23 protein-coding genes and 4 tRNA genes are annotated in these 16,825 nt (G+C 42.3%); 9 read left to right on the top strand and 18 right to left on the bottom strand.

The window, feature by feature from the left end:
• Positions 1–48 precede the first annotated feature (48 nt).
• The 3 genes from VQ643_RS09720 to VQ643_RS09710 all read left to right on the top strand — a co-directional run bounded on the left by VQ643_RS09720 (position 49) and on the right by VQ643_RS09710 (position 363).
• A tRNA-Gly gene (locus VQ643_RS09720) sits at positions 49–124 on the top strand.
• 85 nt (positions 125–209) lie between these two features.
• Positions 210–285 (top strand) — tRNA-Glu (locus VQ643_RS09715).
• A 2-nt stretch (positions 286–287) separates the two neighbouring features.
• A tRNA-Gly gene (locus VQ643_RS09710) sits at positions 288–363 on the top strand.
• Between the two features lie 18 nt (positions 364–381).
• Here the strand turns inward: VQ643_RS09710 and VQ643_RS09705 are convergent.
• Positions 382–1,437, bottom strand: coding sequence for a hypothetical protein (locus VQ643_RS09705; protein ID WP_414199573.1), 1,056 nt, complete (start codon positions 1,435–1,437; stop codon positions 382–384).
• Between the two features lie 328 nt (positions 1,438–1,765).
• Here VQ643_RS09705 and VQ643_RS09700 point away from each other — a divergent pair, with 328 nt between their 5' ends.
• Positions 1,766–2,611 carry a LysR family transcriptional regulator gene (locus VQ643_RS09700; protein ID WP_414199572.1) on the top strand — a complete coding sequence of 282 codons (846 nt, stop codon included), beginning with the start codon at positions 1,766–1,768 and terminating at the stop codon, positions 2,609–2,611.
• Between the two features lie 40 nt (positions 2,612–2,651).
• Here the strand turns inward: VQ643_RS09700 and VQ643_RS09695 are convergent, their stop codons facing one another.
• From VQ643_RS09695 to VQ643_RS09615, 17 genes are all read right to left on the bottom strand, one after another.
• Positions 2,652–2,813, bottom strand: coding sequence for a hypothetical protein (locus VQ643_RS09695; protein ID WP_414199571.1), 162 nt, complete (start codon positions 2,811–2,813; stop codon positions 2,652–2,654).
• On the bottom strand, positions 2,806–4,230 hold the full coding sequence (gene ccoN, locus VQ643_RS09690) for a cytochrome-c oxidase, cbb3-type subunit I (RefSeq protein WP_414199570.1): 1,425 nt from the start codon (positions 4,228–4,230) through the stop codon (positions 2,806–2,808). The genes VQ643_RS09695 and ccoN overlap by 8 nt, the downstream gene beginning before the upstream one ends.
• A gap of 396 nt (positions 4,231–4,626) precedes the next feature.
• Positions 4,627–4,701: transfer RNA gene (locus tag VQ643_RS09685), tRNA-Gln, on the bottom strand.
• 230 nt (positions 4,702–4,931) lie between these two features.
• The gene (locus VQ643_RS09680; RefSeq protein ID WP_414199569.1) at positions 4,932–5,981 is read right to left on the bottom strand and encodes a tyrosine-type recombinase/integrase; all 1,050 of its coding nucleotides are present in this window, start codon (positions 5,979–5,981) and stop codon (positions 4,932–4,934) included.
• On the bottom strand, positions 5,982–6,230 hold the full coding sequence (locus tag VQ643_RS09675; protein ID WP_414199568.1) for a DUF4224 domain-containing protein: 249 nt from the start codon (positions 6,228–6,230) through the stop codon (positions 5,982–5,984).
• Between the two features lie 99 nt (positions 6,231–6,329).
• Positions 6,330–6,863, bottom strand: coding sequence for an exonuclease domain-containing protein (locus VQ643_RS09670; protein ID WP_414199567.1), 534 nt, complete (start codon positions 6,861–6,863; stop codon positions 6,330–6,332).
• A gap of 17 nt (positions 6,864–6,880) precedes the next feature.
• On the bottom strand, positions 6,881–7,336 hold the full coding sequence (locus VQ643_RS09665) for a hypothetical protein (RefSeq protein ID WP_414199566.1): 456 nt from the start codon (positions 7,334–7,336) through the stop codon (positions 6,881–6,883).
• A gap of 12 nt (positions 7,337–7,348) precedes the next feature.
• Positions 7,349–7,537: a hypothetical protein gene (locus VQ643_RS09660; RefSeq protein ID WP_414199565.1), complete on the bottom strand. Its 189-nt coding sequence runs from the start codon at positions 7,535–7,537 to the stop codon at positions 7,349–7,351.
• Positions 7,537–8,040: a hypothetical protein gene (locus tag VQ643_RS09655; RefSeq protein WP_414199564.1), complete on the bottom strand. Its 504-nt coding sequence runs from the start codon at positions 8,038–8,040 to the stop codon at positions 7,537–7,539. The genes VQ643_RS09660 and VQ643_RS09655 overlap by 1 nt, the downstream gene beginning before the upstream one ends.
• Before the next feature lie 62 nt (positions 8,041–8,102).
• A complete protein-coding gene (locus VQ643_RS09650; RefSeq protein ID WP_414199563.1) occupies positions 8,103–8,930 on the bottom strand; it encodes a DUF2303 family protein in 828 nt (275 codons plus the stop codon).
• A gap of 47 nt (positions 8,931–8,977) precedes the next feature.
• Entirely contained in the window at positions 8,978–9,325 is a 348-nt protein-coding gene (locus VQ643_RS09645) for a hypothetical protein (RefSeq protein WP_414199562.1), read from the bottom strand.
• 17 nt (positions 9,326–9,342) lie between these two features.
• Complete coding sequence (locus VQ643_RS09640; RefSeq protein WP_414199561.1) at positions 9,343–9,588, bottom strand: pyocin activator PrtN family protein; 246 nt, start codon at positions 9,586–9,588, stop codon at positions 9,343–9,345.
• Positions 9,588–9,860 (bottom strand): hypothetical protein, encoded by a 273-nt coding sequence (locus tag VQ643_RS09635; RefSeq protein ID WP_414199560.1) that lies wholly within the window; start codon positions 9,858–9,860, stop codon positions 9,588–9,590. The genes VQ643_RS09640 and VQ643_RS09635 overlap by 1 nt, the downstream gene beginning before the upstream one ends.
• A complete protein-coding gene (locus tag VQ643_RS09630; protein WP_414199559.1) occupies positions 9,853–10,551 on the bottom strand; it encodes a deoxynucleotide monophosphate kinase in 699 nt (232 codons plus the stop codon). The genes VQ643_RS09635 and VQ643_RS09630 overlap by 8 nt, the downstream gene beginning before the upstream one ends.
• Positions 10,548–10,838 (bottom strand): hypothetical protein, encoded by a 291-nt coding sequence (locus tag VQ643_RS09625; RefSeq protein WP_414199558.1) that lies wholly within the window; start codon positions 10,836–10,838, stop codon positions 10,548–10,550. Before VQ643_RS09625 ends, VQ643_RS09630 begins: the two co-directional genes overlap by 4 nt.
• Positions 10,835–11,032: a hypothetical protein gene (locus VQ643_RS09620; RefSeq protein WP_414199557.1), complete on the bottom strand. Its 198-nt coding sequence runs from the start codon at positions 11,030–11,032 to the stop codon at positions 10,835–10,837. The genes VQ643_RS09625 and VQ643_RS09620 overlap by 4 nt, the downstream gene beginning before the upstream one ends.
• Positions 11,033–11,114: 82 nt before the next feature.
• Entirely contained in the window at positions 11,115–11,759 is a 645-nt protein-coding gene (locus VQ643_RS09615) for a LexA family protein (RefSeq protein ID WP_414199556.1), read from the bottom strand.
• Positions 11,760–11,853: 94 nt separating this feature from the next.
• Between VQ643_RS09615 and VQ643_RS09610 the strand changes: the two genes are divergently transcribed.
• The 5 genes from VQ643_RS09610 to VQ643_RS09590 all read left to right on the top strand — a co-directional run bounded on the left by VQ643_RS09610 (position 11,854) and on the right by VQ643_RS09590 (position 16,640).
• Entirely contained in the window at positions 11,854–12,054 is a 201-nt protein-coding gene (locus tag VQ643_RS09610) for a hypothetical protein (RefSeq protein WP_414199555.1), read from the top strand.
• Between the two features lie 127 nt (positions 12,055–12,181).
• Complete coding sequence (locus VQ643_RS09605; RefSeq protein WP_414199554.1) at positions 12,182–12,664, top strand: phage regulatory CII family protein; 483 nt, start codon at positions 12,182–12,184, stop codon at positions 12,662–12,664.
• Positions 12,657–12,872, top strand: coding sequence for a TraR/DksA family transcriptional regulator (locus VQ643_RS09600; protein WP_414199553.1), 216 nt, complete (start codon positions 12,657–12,659; stop codon positions 12,870–12,872). Before VQ643_RS09605 ends, VQ643_RS09600 begins: the two co-directional genes overlap by 8 nt.
• A 275-nt stretch (positions 12,873–13,147) precedes the next feature.
• Positions 13,148–13,888, top strand: coding sequence for a Bro-N domain-containing protein (locus tag VQ643_RS09595; protein ID WP_414199552.1), 741 nt, complete (start codon positions 13,148–13,150; stop codon positions 13,886–13,888).
• Complete coding sequence (locus VQ643_RS09590; protein ID WP_414199551.1) at positions 13,878–16,640, top strand: DUF5906 domain-containing protein; 2,763 nt, start codon at positions 13,878–13,880, stop codon at positions 16,638–16,640. Before VQ643_RS09595 ends, VQ643_RS09590 begins: the two co-directional genes overlap by 11 nt.
• The last annotated feature ends 185 nt before the right edge of the window (positions 16,641–16,825 follow it).

The raw sequence follows: 16,825 nt of genomic DNA, 5'->3' as shown, positions 1-16,825 counted from the left end.
CCCTTTCACGGCGGTAACAGGGGTTCGAGTCCCCTAGGGGACGCCACTGCGGGAATAGCTCAGTTGGTAGAGCACAACCTTGCCAAGGTTGGGGTCGCGAGTTCGAGTCTCGTTTCCCGCTCCAGTTTTTAAAATTAGTTCAGTGGCGGACTAATTTTAATCTCAGCGAAAGCTGAATCTTTAGAAGCTGTTATAAGTTTCTAGGCTGCGTCCCCTTCGTCTAGTGGCCTAGGACACCGCCCTTTCACGGCGGTAACAGGGGTTCGAGTCCCCTAGGGGACGCCACTGCGGGAATAGCTCAGTTGGTAGAGCACAACCTTGCCAAGGTTGGGGTCGCGAGTTCGAGTCTCGTTTCCCGCTCCAGTTATTTAAGCCCAGTCATCATGACTGGGTTTTTTTTTGCCTATTATTTTTAACGTAGTTTGTTTTTTGTTTGGATGGGGGTGATTTTACTAGAGTTAAAAGAGCGTTAGCTAAAAGAAGTAAGATACCTATAGTTAATAAAAGTGTTCCAGAATAGTAGGTTAAATGAGCTTGTTTTAAAGCATCAAAGAAGGGGGAGATCGCAGGATTTAGAAAAATATTTTCCCATTCGTTATCGGCTAGCAGGCTTGCCGAGTTTATAGGAGTCAGATAATGCCCGATAATGATTAAGCTATAGCCGATAAGAACCAATAGAAAATGAAGCTCCATTAAGAACCGGCTGTGCATTTGGGTTTTATAAAAGACAAGAGGTGTTAAATAATAAATAAAGCCAATAGAAAATAATGTTAGCCAATGATTGCCTACTAGATAACTGTTGCTCTTGATGGATGGATCTTCAATGATACTTGAAAAAATTTTAGCGGCTAAAAAGAAGGCGGCTAATAAAATAAAACGCCAGCTAGGATTGGCTAGAATGTTAAGCTGTTGCGTTTTTTTGCCTAGATTAAGGTAAAGGAGTCCTAATAAAGCTGCGAGTAAAAAATAATCACCTGAATGATACAGTATATAACTGGCTTCAAAAGCCGCCGCTAATGTGGTTTCAGATACCTGTTGTACAGTTGCACCAATAATTAATAGAGCGTAAACCCAAAGGTGCTTGCGTTGGCTGTTCTTTCTCCAGCGCGAAGCAAATAAAATGCAAAAAGTGCCCCAAAGAAAAAGGCAGATTAATTCTTGTATCCAGCTGAGTGAGGCAAACTCTATAAAAGGATCGCTAAGGCGCATTACAACGGTTACTTGCCAGCCAAATAGAATAATGCCTGCCGCGATTTTTCCTTGAGGAGTTAATCCTGAAGCGTGTAGGCTGGCGGCAAAAAGTAGATTGCTAACTACCGCTAGATATATTAGTGAATGATGTAGTATTTCTAGTTTATACAGGTATTGGCTTAGGTAGCTGATATTAAGGCTGTTAGAGAATAGGGTGCTATTTTCAAGGTTTTCCCAGATATTCAAATAAGCAAGCCATAGAATGGCTACTATTGTAAAGAATTTTATTAATGGTAAATGTATTAATCTATCCATAAGGTTTAATTTGATATAATACTTTAAAAAATAATATTTTAATAAAAAATAAACTACTCTTAGAATAGTTAAATATGGATGTAAATGCGAGTTCGCCATGCTTTAAACTGAGATATTGTTCTTCTTTTTGATAGATAAAGCAATCTCTGCTTCCATGGATTCTTATTTGACTGCTGCTGGTTATCATAAATAATTCTAGGTATAACAGGAGTTTGCATGATGATGATTAAACTAATGGTCTTATGGTGAGGAGAGTGCTATGGATTTAGAGTTGGCGCGCACCTTTCTGGCAGTGGCTGATAAGGGGAGTTTTATTGCAGCCTCGCAACAGTTGCATGTAACGCAAACAACAGTGACTGCGCGTATTAAGAATCTTGAAGAGCAGCTAAAGAGTCGGCTTTTTTTGCGTACATCGCAAGGTGCGAGTTTAACTGAGCAGGGGCGGCATTTTGTAGGTTATGCGCAAAGCCTGCTAGCAACGTGGGAGATGGCTCAGCGTGAGATTTTATCCCAACCTCAAGAGCTGGTTGTTCGTGTGGCGGCTGAAACTAGTCTATGGAGTTCTATTTTTCATCAATGGGTCATAGATTTAAAACAAAATCTTCCGCAGGCACGTTTAGCAACCTATGTCAGTGATCGAGCTGACTTATTACGCATGTTAGAGCAGGGTGAGGTGGATATTTTGCTGCTGAATGCTCCTTGTCGTTCAGGATATTTAAGCGTGGAAATGGTATTAGAAGAGAAATTAGTTCTTATTGAAGCTAGAGGTAAGTCAGAACCCTATATTTATATTGATTGGGGAGAGTCTTTTGCTAAGCAGCATCGGCTGGTCTATCCAGAAATTGATATTGATAAGTTTACTTCAAATATGGGGCCTTTAGCACTTGAAACCTTGTCATCTCTAGGTGGGCGTGGGTATTTTCGTAGTCGCACAGCGCAGCCTTATATTGATAGGGGGATTGCAAGAGTAGTTGAAGGGGCGCCTGAGTTTTTGCTGCCAGTTTATGCAATTTATGCGGATAAAATGTTGAGTAATGGGTTGCTTAGTGCCTTGTCCATTTTAAAGCACAAGTCAATTCCTGATTTCTGTCAAAATCATGCTTAGCTACACCAGCTAAACGTTTCCTCTTAGCTGGTGTGGATAGTTAGAATGATCGACTAAAAGCATTTATTCTGGCTATAGAATGCTGATGAATAGCTTCATCTTGAAAAATAACCTGACTGGCTTGTAGGCTTTCTGCTTTGTTGTATTTGACGAGCTGTTTGACTAAAACAACAGCAATGAAAAGCATGATTAGACTAAGCATATTTGTACTCCAATGTATTCTTTTGTTTGCTTTTTACAATGGTAAGTAAAGTGTTGATTGCCAGAATCGCCATGCCTAATGTAAATAAGCTGCCGCCAATAAATCGAACAATATAGCCGTAATGACTGGCTTCAAGTGCTTCAACAAAAGAGTAAGTTAAAGTTCCATCTTTGTTTACTGCGCGCCACATTAAACCTTGGCTAATACCGTTTACCCACATAGCTGCAATGTACAGCACTGTGCCTATGGTTGCGAGCCAAAAATGTAAACTAATGAGACTTTCACTATACATTTTTTCGCAGTTCCAGAGGCGGGGAATTAGAAAATACAAGGTGCCAATCGTCATCATGGCTACCCAGCCTAGTGCGCCAGCGTGTACATGTCCTATCGTCCAATCAGTATAGTGAGATAGGGCGTTAACAGTTTTGATGGCCATCATAGGGCCTTCAAATGTTGACATTCCATAAAACGCAAGAGATACCACCATAAAGCGTAAAATAGGATCGGAGCGAAGCTTATGCCAAGCGCCAGAAAGTGTCATCATGCCGTTAATCATACCACCCCAGCTAGGTGCTAGCAGGATAATAGACATTGCCATGCCAACACTTTGCGCCCAGTCAGGTAGTGCTGTGTAATGCAGGTGATGAGGGCCAGCCCAGATATAAATAGTAATAATTGCCCAAAAGTGCACAATAGAAATGCGGTAGGAATAAACAGGTTGTTCTACTTGTTTAGGCACAAAGTAGTACATCATTCCAAGAAATGCCACAGAAAGGATAAAGCCAACAACGCTATGCCCATACCACCACTGAATCATAGCGTCTGTAGCGCCTGAATACATAGAATAAGAATGCCAAAATGAATAGGGTATAGAGGTTTTATTAACGAGAATGATCATGCCGGTTACAACAATAAAAGCAGCATAAAACCAGTTAGCTACATAGATGTGCTTAATATTTCTCTGAATCAAGCAGTAAAAATAGAGATAAGCATATATGCACCATAAAATAACCAGAGCAAGGGCGATGGGCCATTCAAATTCGGCATATTCTTTGGTGGATGTAATACCTAATACATAGCTAGCGCCCATTACAATAAGCGCAGCCTGCCATCCCCAGAAGAAGAATTTTGCTAAGCTTGGGGTGGGAAGTGCGACATAGCAAGTACGTTGTACAACATAAAATGAGCTGGCAAATAACGCGTTTGCACCAAAGGCAAAGATCATAAAGTTGGTATGGGCGGGGCGAATTCGACCAAAGCTTGTCCAAGGTAAATCAAAGTTTAGCTGAGGCCAAACCAGTTGAGCAGCTAATAGTGCGCCAAGGCTCATACCTATAATGCCCCAGATAATAGTAGCAAGGGTAAACTGCTTTACTACCTGGTAATTGTAGTGTTTAGAGTTGTCAGATTTCATCATTATTTGGCGTAAACGGCTACGCCTCTCCTTATCTTTGGAAAACACGCAAAATAAGGCTGTAGCCTAGAATTAATAGGGCTGGGCTACTAATGAAATCTTTTGCTAGGACGCTAGCAAAATAATTGCTAACCATTGTCTTTTGTAGGGGTATAGGACAATAGGTTTGGTGTTTCTAATTTAAGCTTTGTGTGTTTGGGGTTGGTAAAGTAGGGGCTGTTTTTAGTTTTTAATGAGTAATGCTTTTACATTGAGACTGTTGGTCTAGTATGCCTCAGGAGCAGAAAAGCGATGGCATGCTGAGACTACAAGGATTAGCTATTTAGTGTCATGGAAAGGAAGTAATGCGGGACTTCCGCACTAAACATGCGGGACTCATAAGAAAATTATATTTTAAAATGGCAGGGGCGGCTGGATTCGAACCAACGCATGCCAGGATCAAAACCTGGTGCCTTACCGCTTGGCGACGCCCCTATAGCTGGATGAAACGAACTTGCGAGGTAGAAATGCAAGTTGTTTTAAAATGGTGCCTCGGGAGAGACTCGAACTCTCACGTTGTTACCAACGGCGGATTTTGAATCCTTTAAATTTTCTATATAAATCAGCAGGTTAATTATAAAAAATTTCCGCATATTCATATTTAAGTAGGTAATTTATCTTTATAAATCAATACCCTAAAACTTGAATGCGGAAATGATAAATGGTTATTTTGTAGGGCTTACTACTTCTCCGACGCGTCGGTACACTGTTTGAGTTATTTGTTCATTTGAGTGTCCTAGCAGTTTACTTGCCTCTGTTAAATCCTCTATCTCACTGGCTGCTTTAGGTCTAATATCTCTGAATTGAAATTGCTCAATTTCATGTGCTAGTTCAAAAAGTTTATTTTTTTTAGCTGTGTTTGCTGCTTTTGAACGTGCTTCATCCCATCTATAACGTAGCATATGTTGGCTTAGTCTTAAGCCCTCATTATTGCAAAGTAAAAATTCTGATTGTGTAAGCTTTCGCTGAACTTTTATCTCACGAAGCAGCTGTGCAAGTTGACTCGGTGTACCATTGTTATTGAAAAGTTTAATTCTTATTTTTTTAGATGTTTTATTTTGGCTAAGTAATAAGTATTCTTCAGTAGCATCACTTACACGAAATTTTAGAACGTCGGCTGGTCGTTGACCTGTTAAGTAAGCTAAAAGCATGGCTTGTTTAAGCTCAGCTACGGCAGCTTCATAAACGGCATCCCAGACTTCTTGCCGTGCATAAAAATCTCGAGCAACTTCTTTATTGCGTCGAACACCAGTGCATGGGTTTTCTTTTTCTGTATAGCCCCATTCTCTTGCAATGTTAAAAACATGTGATAACAAAGCTATTTCTCTATTTCCGCGGGTTTTTGCAGTTCTTGCATCACGATATTGGGCAATAACATGAGGCGTTATTGCATCAATTGGCGCAGTGTCGAGTACTTTGCGTAGTTGTTTTAGTTCTGCAAGATTATCTTTTTGCGTGCGTGGTTTTTTTGTTGGAATTATCTCGCGTTCATATCTATCAAAAATAAACCCCATAGTTTTTATGTTCGGTTCAATTTTAATACCTTCCATTTCTGCCCATTTAAGCCGAGCTTCAGCAAGGTCGGTGCCTAATGGGTACTCTTTTCTTTTGCCGAATTCATCTCTTCCATCATAGTAATATCCTATCCAGCGTTTCCCGCTTTTTAACGTGCGCACACGTTTAAGCATGCGCGGTGGTAAGTCTTTCTTTGCCATTTAAGACACTTTACTCAAATCAAATTTCCAGCCAGTGTATGCTGGCTCTTCGTCTATTTTGTGATTACCTGCCATTTTCATGCGTGCGTATAAGCGCCCAATAATAGGGCGGCGCGCTCCATTTAGGTGGTATGCCCACCCGTTATTGTGCAGCCAATCTTGTTGCTTTACTGATGTTTTAAAGCCAGTTAACTCAGCGACTTCACTTTCAGATAAAATTTCACAGAAAGGATCTTTGTTAGTGTTCATGATGTTCTCCTAAGCTGCTATTTGTTCTTTAGTTTCTCGCCAGTAGTTATTGGCGCGAGCGATTGCTGCCATTGGTGTATCGGCAATGAATACTGAGTTCTAAACGTGCTCATTAGTCATCACCTTAAGAATTTCTAATGTGGTTTGAACATCTGCAAGCGCTCTGTGAGCATTGCTGTGATCAATTCCATGTTTAGCCGCAGCATTAACTAGTGATAGTCTTTTGCCATTGAATTTTGCGTATGCAGTTTGAGCACAATAGATTGCTGATGGTGTTAAGTTGCATTCAATATTGTGTACTTGCGCCGATTGTTTGATTAAGCGTAAATCATATTCAGAGTTCCAAATAATCAGCACGCGGCCATTGATGATGTCTTCTAATTGTTTAGCAACTTCTGCAAAGGATGGCGCGTTACGAACGTTTTTATCGTAAAGGCCATGTATTTTTGATGTTTCAGCTGGAATTGATGTTGTTGGTTTAACCAGTTGATCCATTAAAACTTTACCATTGCCATCGATTATTGATATTTCAATGATTTGAGCATCTTCATCTAACCCAGTGGTTTCAGTATCTAGAATTGCCAAGTTTTGTGGTTTTTTAAGAAGTGAAGCGAGGGTGTCTTTATTTAACATGAGTTTTTTTACCAGTGTTATGCGCGGATGAGTGGTTGGTTAATGCATTGATCAAAAATTGCCAGTGCTTTTTGATCTGTGATGTCCCGCGGAATAGGGCTATAAATCCAGCCCATACCAATGATTGAATTTGAGTCGACTTGTGCGATTAGCTGGTTATGACGTTCGTTAAAAATTTCGACAAGTTCTTCTTGTAAACATGGGCACTCTGCTTCTACTTGCTCATAGATCCAGTCTTGGCCGTTTTCGTCTTCAATGAACACACATAGCAGGGCATTCCAGAGGAGCTTTTCGTGCATGATGCTGCTGGCCTGCAAGCCATTTGTTTGGATGTCATTGCAAGTTTTCCAGTTGATAACGCGTAACTCGTCATCATTGAATGCGCTGTGACGAACGAGAATAATGTTGGCCAAAGCTAATTTAGCTAATCGAGATTGATGTTGTAACTGAATAGGGTTATTACGTTTTTTCATTGCTTCCACCACTTATAAACTAATGCCGATTTGCAGGGCGCTTTGTTTAACTTGCAGGACTGATACGTTAATGCCTGCTATGTGTTGCAAATCGAACTGAACTTGTTCTGCGGTGCGTTTAAGGTGTTGTCCGAGCAGCTCATCAAACGCGAATTTTTTAATCAGAGTATTAAGTAGCTCGCTGTGCTGTTTAGTACTCATTACGCCACTGCTTTTTCTGTTTGTCGTTTTAAGATCAGTTGCTCTACTGTTTTGGCAAGCTTTAACTGACGTTTTGCTTCGAGCGGAATTTTCAATACTTCAATAACACTACTGTTGCTATTTAGTGTGCGTACAACGTCCCACAGGGTATTAAGTTCTTCTGTCCTGAGTTCGCGATCAGTCAGTGTGTTGATTTTTAATACTTGCTCATTAATAGTTTCTCGTAAGCTATCTTCGAGTACTGAAAGCTTTTTACGAGTTTCAATTAGCTCGCCAGCGCTTTTCATATAGTTCTTCATTGTATGTTCGTTATTACTGATAGATTTACGAAGGGTGCTTTCAAGATTGCGAATGGTTTCTGCCTGTTCTTCAGCTAAGCATTTGAACTTATTCGCGTATATAGACTGGTCATGTCGTCCGAATTTATAAGCCAGCCAGCCGTAGCCAATTAAGAAGGCTACAAAGGTGAATATTCCGATATGATCTAATGTTGTAAGTTGCATGTGTAAGCCTCGCTGTTTTTATAGAAGCAGCTAGCAGGTGGTGCTACTAGCTGCAGTTTTAGTTATTTAGAGTTGAATGTGCCAATAAGCATGTCTTTACCCTCAATGCGTTCATGAAGAACACGTTTGAGGTCTTGGCCAATAGCCTCGCGCACCGCATCTTCTTGCATCCAGCGCAGCACAAACGTAGGCTTTTCAGCGTTGGTTTGAATGCCTACACGTAATTTGATTACGATCTCAGCTAGTCCTTCGTGCGGTGTTAGGCGAACATGTAAATAACCAGGAAGGCGTTCAATGCTTTTCGCTTCAATCTGATCCATGGCTGATGTTGTTTGTCCAAAATCACGCTCAATAAAATCGGATTTGTTGATTTTTTCGATAGTGACATTGCGAACAGCGGCTAAAGCTTTGTAAATATTGACCTCTTCACCGTCTGCCACAGCTTGAATATGGTCCTGCCAGTCTTCAAGAAACTCAGCTAGTTTCTGTTGGTTAACAGGGTTACCGTTAATTTGCTGTACAGCTGCAAATACTGCTGTTGGTTTAAGTGAAAGTTGGGATGTGTGGCGGCAATGACCAGGCTCTTCAACATCGCCTAAATCAAAAATAGCTTTGGCATTTAGAGTTGGACTTTCTAAGTCAATAAAGACGGTAGCTGTGTCTTGCTGATTAACGTAATACGCAAAGTTTTCAATGCTGCTGGTGTTGAAGTTGCCACGGAAACTGCGGCGTTGCGGCATGTAATTTTCTAGATCATTTACCAGAATATTTTCAGGCAGCGCGATAATGCCATCCGCCATGTTTGCAATATATTTATTCGTTTCAGTATCAGCTGTTATAGCTAGTGCAGATACTTGTGCGATCGCATTTGTTAAGTCTGTGTTTTGCATGTGTATTACTCTTACTTAGTTAATAAATGTGGTGGTTGTTAGTTAAATTAAGCTTCACGTGCAACTATAGGCGCATCGACTACAGAGAAAAGATTGCCGTTTGGTGCTGGGTTTTCGATTGTTACGCCCTGTTCAGATACATACATAGGTGTATCTAATGCTGTATCTTCACTTTTGCTGCCACGCTTCGTTGGCTGTGTATATTTGAGTTTGTGAGTGACTTTGACTTGATTAGTCTCACCGATCTGAGTGAAGTCAAACGTCACTGAAACTGTGCCTTTCTTGCCGTGATCAATTACGCCCGCAGCTACGTCGCTAAGCGCGCGGCCCACTTGCTCAGTAAATACGCCAGCATTTAAGTTGTTGATAAATGCAGTTGTGTTTGTTGCTTTCATGCTGTTGCTTCCTTTTGTTAAGCAGCTTTGTATGCTGCGGCTTCTTTTTGATCTAGCCACTTGGCAAGATCACGTAGATAAATAATTTTTGGTGCTTTACGGCTGCTATTCAGCTTGTTGATAGGTAGCCGAATTGCATCCTCATTTAGCTGCAGGATTAAGTGCCGTTGGTTTTCGATATGCGGCATAAACTGCTCTCGAAAATGTTCCAGCGTTATAAAGTTGCAGCTGTACTTCTTCTGAAGTTGCTCTAGCGTGGTCACTACGCAGCCTCATTTTTTTTAATGTTGATAATCATTTTTTTAGCAATCCAAGCGATGCCTTTTTCAGTCACCATGATTACGCCGTAGTAGCTGTATGCTTGAATATATTCATTCCAGCGTTGGCGAGTATCAGTAAAGAAATAAGGGCTTCCCCTGAACTTGCATTGCAGCTCATTGTTGTTTGATATAACGCCTAGTTCGCGCAGCTTTTTGCGCAAGACACTAGGCTTTAAGCCGAGTACTGCAGCTGCGGAATTGACGTCTCTATGCATAAGCGTCCTCCTGCGCAGCAAGTATTTGAGTTATTTGAGGTACTAGTTCGGCTACTGATTGATCTAAATCTTCTAGTGAGCCGTTGTTGTATATCCAAAAATCGCCCGGATAGACAGATACGCCATTTTCTGAACTATGAGCTTTAACTTGTGGTGCATCGTCGCGGTAGAGATGAATTAGCACGCCGTTTTCACGGATAAAAGCGGCTTCATTCTCATAACGAACGTCCGAAATAATCCACAGCATGCTTGGATCTAGTTGTGATTTGGCTACCTTCACCCAGATATCAGGGTGGAGCATTTCCCGACCCCATTCCGTACCTAATGTTTGCATTGCATGGCGTAGTGAAAAGCCAAACTCAGGCATTATTTGATCTTTTTCGTCAGTTTCAAGTACAGATAAAGGAACGTGGAATAATGAACTGATAGCTGTTTTTAGCGGCTTGGCAAAGCTGTAATACTCAGTATTTGGCAGTAGTTTTTTAAGTTGATCAGCTACAGTACTTTTTCCTGTGCGAGCTTTCCCTGCCAACCCTATTATTCGTAGCTTGGGCTCACTAGGTTTTGCATCATCATTAGCGCTAATAGCGGGTGTAGAGCAGTTTGGACAGTGCTTAATGTTCTGAACTTTCACTGCTGGAAAGTTATAGTTGCATTCTGAACAGGTAGCGATGGCGTTAGACTGATTCATAAAGTCACCGCCATAGCAGATTGTAGCCGCTGTTTTAGTTGTGTAAGTTTTTGCGTGATATGGTCAAGCTCTTCCTGAGTTTCAGCCACTTGACGAGCAGAATCTTGGTTTGCTAACCAAGCTTTTGCAGCCTCAATCCCTTGGTGTTTCCCATCTGCATCAATAGTGCCGACATACAAGAAGAGTGAGTAGTGGGTGAGATCAATTCCAACATGTATCTTACTGTTTTGGTTGATGTAGAGCGCAAGAGCAGTAATTTCCAGTATTTTATCGTTAATCGATTTCATGCTGCGAACCCTCCAAATGGAGGTTCAGGCTCAAAATCGTTTTTATTTTTGAGCACAGCTTGACCGCGTTGGCTAATAACAACAGTGCTATTAGTACGCTTTTCTAAGTCACGTATTAAACGAATATCGGTAGAACAGGAAGGGTGTACATACACAGCGTAAGGCTGTGCATGTACTGGCTTTACTAGTTGCATGTGAATGACTCCTAAACCTTGGTGGGTTAGGAGTACAATACATGTGCGTATTAATCAGGTCAATACGTAAATGAATATAATTTTATCCGCGTTTAATCCAGCTACCAATTACAGTGCCAACAATGATGGTATTTTCAGGTATTTCTAGATATTGGGGTTCGAAGTCTGGATTAAGGGCTTGGAGGTGTATTCCATCTTCACTGTTAAGGTAGCGTTTAAAAGTAACCATGCCGTCAGGTGTGCGCACTACAACGTCGCGACCATGTCTTGGATCAACTTCAGGGTCTACTAATAATAATTCACCTTCACGGTATTCAGGCACCATACTTTTGCCAGTTACCCGCAAACAAAATGCCCTGTCAGAGTGTTTGAAAGGGCAGTCTAGCCATTGTTCAGGTTCAGGATAATCCATCGCTTCTGAGAATGCTCCTGCTTGAACCCATGAGATTAGAGGGACTTTTCCATATAAATCTATAGGTTCATGGTCAATGTTACTATTAGCAACAGTGCTAGCTTTGATGCCTAGCACTGCGGCGATATTTAAATTCAATACCCGCGCAATACTATACAAGTTATCTATGTGTGGGTTATTTGATTCAGCTTTAAAAATACGATGAACAGTTGGCTGTTTTAAGCCTGCCCGCCTCGCAACTTCTGCTTCAGACCAACCTAACTCGTTAGCTCTTTCACTAAAAAGTTGGGCTATGCGTTTAGTTGAGAAGTTCATGATTCAATACCTCCTTGAATTACTCATTAGTGTATTGACTGAATCAATCCATGTGTGTATTGTATTGTGAATACATATGCGTATAGGTGAGGACATGAAATTACAAGGCATGATTTCTGCTCTGCAGAAGACAGGAATGAGTCAAAGTGAAATAGCGCGGCAGATTGGTACAAATCAGCCAACAATTAACCGTGCAAGCAAAGGTAGGCAAGTCTTTTACAGTGTTGGGAGAAAAATTGAGATGCTTTATTTAGAACAGGTTTTAGAAAAAGAAGATCCATTAAAGGTTGCGTAGGTTGTTGGCAGGGGACCCACCACGGTCACCTCCCTGCCAACTGGCTACACATGCAAATATGTTGCCGTGATCAATACTACTTAGAATTATGTTGTTGATCAACGGCGTTATAGGAAGATTAACGCCAATGAGTCGTAAAAACTTAGTTGAAGGGGTTTATGCCCCTTTTAATTTAAGACAAGCACTTTACCGTGCTTCCCGAGATTTTAAGGGTGGGCAGACTGCTTTAGCGCTCACCATTGGGATTGACCCTTCTGATTTAAGTAAGCGCTTAAACCCAAGTGATGAGCGCTTGCTCAAGCCTGAATTAATAGAAGAAATAGTTGCAGCCACCAAAGACCAGCGCTTGCTTAATGCACTGGTGCGTCCTGCCGGTGCAGTCGTGTTTACGCCAAAAGAAATTAATGCTTCTGATGCGTCATTAAATGATGCGGCAAAAGTACTTACTGCGGTTTCTGATTACGTTAAAAGCTTGGCTGATGGCTTGGCTGATGGCGTTTGGCAAGATCATGAGGTTGATGATCTGCGTAAACATGGTGAGCGAGTTATTAATAAAGTGCTAGGCATTATTGCTGGAGCAGAGCAAGCACTGGAGGAAAACCATGGCTGATTTTGCAGATAACGGCAGCGAAGTATCACAACTATTTTTAGAGCACGCATTAGCCAAGCAAGCACAACGTAATGCAGTGCAAGCAGGCAGTTTGGAGTGCGATGAATGCGGGGAGGTAATTCCCGAAGCACGTCGCCAAGCTTTACCTAGCTGTCGAACTTGTGTGGATTGTCAGCAGCTTTTGGAGGTGCGCTATGGCTCGCGTTAATGTATTGACCCGCGCTTTAGGTTTGGCTTATAGTTTAGCCACTGTTGCAAATTCAACAGTCGGATGTCGCAGTCTGAAATCAAAAAGGCGCATAAGCGCCGCTCTACCTATAGCAGGCGTTTTTTTACGTCTGCTAAATGTTATGGCGGTTATGCGTGGGAGACGCCCTGCGTCTGCCGGTTTCCTTTTTGACCGGTCTGCGAACCCGCGTATAGCTGCCACCTTATCATTTCGCAGTGATCGTGGTAGCTCCCAATTCAAGAAGGAGCTTCATCATGACTAACACAAATCCGTCTGTAATTTCCCTTCCTACTACTATTTCATTTCATGATGCTGAATTAACAGTAATTAATCAGCAGGGTGAGATTTGGTTATCTGCCAGTGATATTTCTCGCGCTCTTGGTTATGCCCGAGAAGATGCAGCAGGCAAAATTTACACTCGAAACGCAGATGAGTTTACTTCTGAAATGACATTGACCCCCAATTTGGGGGGCTCGGGTAATTTAAAAAATGATACCCGTATTTTCTCACTCCGAGGTGCCCACCTAATCGCCATGTTTGCTCGCACCAAACGTGCCAAGGAGTTTCGTAAGTGGGTGCTGGATGTGTTAGATAGCCACTGTAAGAAACCTGTGGGTCAGTATATTTCAGACCCTTATGCTTATATGGAAGCTGTTTATGAGCATGCAATGTCACTGACAATGACAGATGAATATGCCTTGCAGCGGAAGGAAATTAGCGAACGTGCTGAGCAGTTAGTTGATGATAGGTTGCAAGACCGCAGCAGTTTAGTGCTTGGTGGTATGAGGCTATTAACACAGTCTGATGGCTTTGATGGGTTTACCACTCAAGCCATAGATATGGATGCGAATCTACTTAAGGACAACCAAATAGCCGCTTATATGTCGCGGATTCCTATGCGTTATATCCCCGAAATTATCTCTGCAGCTACGCGCCGTATTGAAGATATGTGTTACCTACCGTACATCGACAAAGGGTGTGCGAATGACAACTAATGATAAGCAGGATTTAACGCTAGACGAAGCCCGTTCATTATTGCCATTTATCAGTGCTGAACAACGTGATATTTGGATTCAGGTCGGAATGGGCTTAAAAGCCTTTTTCGGTGATTTAGCGTTTGATTTGTTTGATAGCTGGAGCCAAAGCGGCTCTAGCTACAAAGCAGCTGATTGTCGTGCCGTTTGGCGCTCGTTTCATGGTGATGGTATTAGTATTGCCACTGTTGTGAAGCTAGCACAAGACAATGGCTGGCGACCTGAAAAACGTGAGCTGACTGCGCAAGAAAAGGCACAACGCAAAGCTGAGTTTGAACAGTTACGTGCCAAGCGTGAAGCTGAATTAGAAGCCGATGAAGAGCAACTACGCATTATGCGTGAACAGGTTGCATTGGCATGCCAAGAAGTATTTGAGAAGCACTGCCACGCAGCAGGTGCTAGCCAATACCTAGAAAATAAAAAAGTTCTAAGTTATGGCACGCGCTACGTTAATAAGCTGATCGTGATTGAAATTGATAGCTTAAATCAACGCTGCCAGATTTGGCATGGTCCTGATGCTCATCGCTGGCTTAATGAAGTGAATAAAGATCGTCCTGCGCATATCAGCATGCTGGTAATGAAGCAGGGCGTGTTAGTTGTGCCGTTGGTTGATGAAACTGGCGTTATTCAATCGCTACAAGTGATCTCGGCTAATGGCAAAAAGATGTTCCCAAAGTTTGGGCGTAAGTCAGGTTGTTTTCACTTGATTGGTGCGTCTGATGCAAGTGCCGTGGTAGCAGTAGCTGAGGGTTATGCCACAGCCGCTAGTGTGCATATGTGTACTGGCTGGCCAGTAGCGGTGGCAATTGATAGCGGCAATATTATTAAAGTGTGTAAGTCACTGAATAAACTGTATGCCGATAAGCAGTTAGTGATTTGCGGTGATGATGACCCGAGTGTTGAGGGTAATCCTGGGCGAACAAAGGCAGAGCAAGCGGCAGCCGCCTACGGTGCTATTTGTATTTTCCCGCAGGCACAACAACAAGGTGCCGACTGGAATGACTTACTTATTGTTGAGGGCGCTGCGGTTGCTACTAAACAATTGGAAGAAGGGTTAGAGAATAGTCTTCCCCATACCCCATCTAATAACGGCGGGGCTGCGCAAGTTGAGGCGGCTGCGGCTGAAAACGGGGGTGAGGGGGATGTAATCCAAGCTAAAAAGGACGCGATTGACCGTAAAATATTGGCTCGATTCGCCTTGGTCGAAGGGAAGACAGACGTTTGGGATGGTCACAAATTCACAGTGATGAAAAAGAGTGGGTTCGAAGCCTTAGTAGGTAAAGAACATGCTCAAACGTGGCTGGGGAATATTGCAAAAAAACTCATTGATAAAGACCAGGCTCAATTGCTTGTTGATCAACGCAAGATGCAAGGCAAGGCGTTAAAGGATGGTTGGCACGGTATGACGCCAGTGGAGCGTTATGTCTATATCGATGGAACCAAGGATATTTGGGACAGAGCAAAACGTCGCCGTGTGCCAGAAGGTGCGGTAAAAATGATGCTAGGTGATAGTTATTCGCTGTGGCTGAACGCAGGTGATCGAAAAGTAGTTGATATGGACCATATTGTTTTTGACCCTGCTATGCAAAAAGATCCTGATATCTATATCAATACGTTTGAAGGTTTGCCACTTGAGCCAATTTATGATGATGAAAAGTGCAAGTCTATTCGTGAACTAATTTCTTTTTTATGCAATGACGACCCAGAGGCTACGCAATGGCTGACTTGCTGGCTTGCCTATCCACTGCAAAAACTAGGTACCAAAATGGATACTGCAGTGCTGTTGCATTCAACGATGGAAGGCTCGGGTAAAAGTCTGTTTTTAAGCGATATTATGGGCAAAATTTACGGAGCCTATGCTGCAACAGTTGGTCAAGCTCAGTTAGAAAGTAACTGGACAGTTTGGCAGTCAGCCAAGCTTTATGCGGCGTTTGAAGAGGTTGTTTCGCGTGATAAGCGTTATAACCAAACAGGCAAGATCAAGCATATGATCACTGGTAAAACTGTACGAATGGAGTCTAAGTTCGTCAATGGTTGGGAAGAAGCCAACTATATGAATGCGGTGTTCTTATCGAATGAGATTATGCCTTGGCCAATTTCTGAAAATGACCGTCGAATGTTCGTTATGTGGCCTCACCAGTCGCTTAGCCGAGAAAAGCAAATTGCGGTAGGCGCTGAGATTGAAAGTGATGGTGTTGAGGCGTTTTATGGCTATTTGTTGAGCTATGACTGTGGTGATTTTGATTTGCGTACAAAGCCCCCGCGTACGCTGGCAAAAGAGCGATTGATTGCAATGAGTCGCTCAAGCTGGGAAAACTTTATTGAACAGTGGCGCAGTGGTGAATTGGGTGTACCATTTACAATTGCGCGTACGCAAGACTTGCATGATCTATATTTGGAGTGGTGCTCGCGCAATAAAGAGAATACACTCAGCGAAACGAAATTTAGTCTCTTTGTATCGTCCAAGATTGCAAAGTCGACTACTCAGATCGCATGGCTTGATGATTATAAAGATCGACGACGAAGCATGATGTTTGTCGCTGATGAAGAAAAAATAAAGCCTACCGACTTGATTGAAGCTGCTCGCGTTGGGCAGTTGATACGCGAATGGCGAAAAACCGCATGGATTGCGGGTTGGAACCTTGAAAAGTGGGAGAAATGCATCGGTTTTGATGCTCCACTGGATATTGAACGCAAAGGGAAGGCTGCGTAGATGGCTAGGGTTGCTATGGTATGTCTAGGGTTAAATAGCCCAACCCTAGACAAGCTAAGTTCTTATTTTCATTGGAAAAATATGCCATTAGCTAGGGTTGCTATCCTTAATGCGCGTGCGCGCGCGCGTAATAATTAATGCAGAATTTTCTTTTTAAAAAAATTACACGCGAGGCAAAACAACCC

This window comes from Pseudomonas sp. F1_0610, assembly GCF_047470865.1.
In the GTDB taxonomy this organism is placed as follows: domain Bacteria; phylum Pseudomonadota; class Gammaproteobacteria; order Pseudomonadales; family Pseudomonadaceae; genus JAZDRH01.
This window is presented reverse-complemented; position numbering and strand designations above follow the sequence as displayed.

Excerpts from the sequence above, each read along its gene's own strand:
- VQ643_RS09625 (WP_414199558.1), bottom strand. The coding sequence starts at position 10,838 with ATGAAATCGATTAACGATAAAATACTGGAAATTACTGCTCTTGCGCTC.
- VQ643_RS09670 (WP_414199567.1), bottom strand. The coding sequence starts at position 6,863 with ATGTTAAATAAAGACACCCTCGCTTCACTTCTTAAAAAACCACAAAAC.
- VQ643_RS09660 (WP_414199565.1), bottom strand. The coding sequence starts at position 7,537 with ATGAGTACTAAACAGCACAGCGAGCTACTTAATACTCTGATTAAAAAA.
- VQ643_RS09590 (WP_414199551.1), top strand. The coding sequence starts at position 13,878 with ATGACAACTAATGATAAGCAGGATTTAACGCTAGACGAAGCCCGTTCA.
- VQ643_RS09675 (WP_414199568.1), bottom strand. The coding sequence starts at position 6,230 with ATGAACACTAACAAAGATCCTTTCTGTGAAATTTTATCTGAAAGTGAA.
- VQ643_RS09695 (WP_414199571.1), bottom strand. The coding sequence starts at position 2,813 with ATGCTTAGTCTAATCATGCTTTTCATTGCTGTTGTTTTAGTCAAACAG.
- VQ643_RS09665 (WP_414199566.1), bottom strand. The coding sequence starts at position 7,336 with ATGAAAAAACGTAATAACCCTATTCAGTTACAACATCAATCTCGATTA.
- VQ643_RS09620 (WP_414199557.1), bottom strand. The coding sequence starts at position 11,032 with ATGCAACTAGTAAAGCCAGTACATGCACAGCCTTACGCTGTGTATGTA.
- VQ643_RS09600 (WP_414199553.1), top strand. The coding sequence starts at position 12,657 with ATGGCTGATTTTGCAGATAACGGCAGCGAAGTATCACAACTATTTTTA.
- VQ643_RS09630 (WP_414199559.1), bottom strand. The coding sequence starts at position 10,551 with ATGAATCAGTCTAACGCCATCGCTACCTGTTCAGAATGCAACTATAAC.
- VQ643_RS09645 (WP_414199562.1), bottom strand. The coding sequence starts at position 9,325 with ATGAAAGCAACAAACACAACTGCATTTATCAACAACTTAAATGCTGGC.
- VQ643_RS09650 (WP_414199563.1), bottom strand. The coding sequence starts at position 8,930 with ATGCAAAACACAGACTTAACAAATGCGATCGCACAAGTATCTGCACTA.
- VQ643_RS09635 (WP_414199560.1), bottom strand. The coding sequence starts at position 9,860 with ATGCATAGAGACGTCAATTCCGCAGCTGCAGTACTCGGCTTAAAGCCT.
- VQ643_RS09610 (WP_414199555.1), top strand. The coding sequence starts at position 11,854 with ATGAAATTACAAGGCATGATTTCTGCTCTGCAGAAGACAGGAATGAGT.
- VQ643_RS09655 (WP_414199564.1), bottom strand. The coding sequence starts at position 8,040 with ATGCAACTTACAACATTAGATCATATCGGAATATTCACCTTTGTAGCC.
- VQ643_RS09605 (WP_414199554.1), top strand. The coding sequence starts at position 12,182 with ATGAGTCGTAAAAACTTAGTTGAAGGGGTTTATGCCCCTTTTAATTTA.
- VQ643_RS09700 (WP_414199572.1), top strand. The coding sequence starts at position 1,766 with ATGGATTTAGAGTTGGCGCGCACCTTTCTGGCAGTGGCTGATAAGGGG.
- VQ643_RS09595 (WP_414199552.1), top strand. The coding sequence starts at position 13,148 with ATGACTAACACAAATCCGTCTGTAATTTCCCTTCCTACTACTATTTCA.
- ccoN (WP_414199570.1), bottom strand. The coding sequence starts at position 4,230 with ATGATGAAATCTGACAACTCTAAACACTACAATTACCAGGTAGTAAAG.
- VQ643_RS09615 (WP_414199556.1), bottom strand. The coding sequence starts at position 11,759 with ATGAACTTCTCAACTAAACGCATAGCCCAACTTTTTAGTGAAAGAGCT.
- VQ643_RS09680 (WP_414199569.1), bottom strand. The coding sequence starts at position 5,981 with ATGGCAAAGAAAGACTTACCACCGCGCATGCTTAAACGTGTGCGCACG.